The organism is Chthonomonas sp., assembly GCF_035294505.1.
GTDB lineage: Bacteria > Armatimonadota > Chthonomonadetes > Chthonomonadales > Chthonomonadaceae > Chthonomonas.
This window is the reverse complement of sequence record NZ_DATGKU010000159.1, coordinates 1-1,953: the sequence shown is the minus strand read 5'-3', so window position 1 is coordinate 1,953 and position 1,953 is coordinate 1. Positions and strand designations below refer to the sequence as shown.

Annotated in this window: 2 protein-coding genes; both read right to left on the bottom strand. The window is 56.3% G+C overall.

Annotated features, from left to right (window positions below):
• Nucleotides 1-460: 460 nt before the first annotated feature.
• A complete protein-coding gene (locus VKV18_RS08980) occupies nucleotides 461-661 on the bottom strand; it encodes a hypothetical protein (protein ID WP_324200731.1) in 201 nt (66 codons plus the stop codon).
• A 97-nt stretch (nucleotides 662-758) separates the two neighbouring features.
• The coding region (locus VKV18_RS08975; RefSeq protein WP_324203868.1) for a PDZ domain-containing protein at nucleotides 759-1,953 on the bottom strand (1,195 nt) is incomplete at its 5' end.

Genomic DNA, 1,953 nt, shown 5'->3' with positions numbered 1-1,953 from the left:
ATAGGGGGCGAACAAGGTAGGCTTGCTGTACGAATTGGCTCTAGAACCGTGAAGCCGGCAGTCTCTACGGCCTCACCCCTCAGAACTGAGGGGAATTGAAACTTAAGATTTCTCGCCTTCGGCTCGAAATGACAGTTGTGTAACCGCTCTGTAAGCCCCCACCCCTCCCCCAATTTGGGAGAGGGGAGACCAGCAAGTTCACTAGTGGTTTCCTTTGGTAGGCTTTCCTTTGAAAAACCAGCACGATAGCCCCCTTTCTCCCTAATAGGGGGAAAGGGCGGGATAGGGGGCGAACAAGGTAGGCGTGCTGTACGAATTGGCTCTAGAACCGTGAGATTGGTAGTTTCTGCAGCCCCCCGCCCCTCCTCCTTCGCGGGAAAGAAAAGAAGACCGAAAAGTTTTAAACAAGAAAAAACCCGCACGCTTAGGTGCGGGTTCTCTTCATGGAGATGAGCAGCAGCTATTCTATGAGATGTTGGCGCACCATATAGCGATAGATGGCGGCGCGCTCCTCACGCGAGAAGGGGCGCACCTCTTCACATACCTGAAGCTTATATTGGTTGCACCAGAAAACGAACTGCTCATCCGAGAAGGTATAGAGCCAGTCCGGCACTCGAATGGTGTCTTTTGACTCTTGAGTGTCGGTAATCGTCTGTGCCATCTTTGTATCCTTACCTTTTCCTGATTTTTGGAGAATGTTCTTGAAGTGGGGCAAACCCCACTTCAAGAAACCGTTTCATGGTGCGTTCGGTTCGGCGTTAATACAGGGTTACGAAAAGCACCAAAGTCTCACCTGGGCCGTTGGTCGAGAACCGTCGCACCGTCACACGCACCGTGGCACCGGAGGGTTCCGCAGCGAGCGCATCGGAGAGCGCTTGAGCGTCCTTAATCGGCTTTCCGTTAAGGGCGATGATCACGTCTCCAGGTTGAATGCCGGCATCGGCGGCGGGGCTATTCGGGTAGACGTTTAGCACCACGACACCGCTTTTCACATCGCTATTCAGCTGGAACTTCTTGCGGATGTCGGGGTCGGTTGCGTCGCCGATCTCGATGCCCATGCGTCCGCGCGCCTTTCGCATCTCCTGTTGCTGTTGAGGCTGCTCGGTTTGGTCGGAGGGCGCCTCACCCACCGTTACATTCAACGTGAGATCGTGACCATCTCGGTAGACCTCAACAGGAACGGTTGTGCCCGGCGCCGTTCGCGCCACGAGGTCACGGAAGCTGGCCTCGTCGGTGACGGGTTGGTTATTGAATCGGGTCACTACATCGCCGGCTTGCATTCCCGCCTTTGCAGCGGGGCTGCCGTCCTCCACCATCTGGATAAAGGCCCCCTGCTTAACCCCAAGCATTTGCGCCTGATCGTAGCTGAGGGTTGAGGGCACCACGCCCAGATAACCCCGTACAACACGGCCTTTGGCGATCAGCTGGTCCATCACATAGCGCACCGTGTTGGAGGGGATGGCGAAGCCTATGCCAACGTTGCCGCCTGTCTGGCTTTCGATGGCCGTGTTGATGCCGATGACGCGCCCATAGATGTCTACCAATGGACCGCCAGAGTTGCCGGGGTTGATGCTGGCATCGGTCTGAATGAGGTCTGGATAGTAGTAGCCGTTTGTTCCCTCTGTGACCTCGAAGTGCCGATGCAGCGAGGAGACGATCCCCATCGTCATGGTGTCGCTAAGCTCAAAGGGGCTTCCAAAGGCCAGGGCAAGCTCGCCCACCTTCACGTCATCGGAGTTGGCGAACTGCACGGCGGGCAGGTTATCTGCGTTGATTTTGATCAACGCAAGGTCGCTACGGGGGTCACGATACACTTTCCCAACGAAGGTGCGTCCGTCCATCAACTGAACCGTCACCTTATCCGCGCCGGCCACCACGTGGTCGTTGGTAATGACATAGCCGTCGCTACGCACAATGACCCCAGAGCCGGCAGCTGTAGCGCGTTGAGGAAAC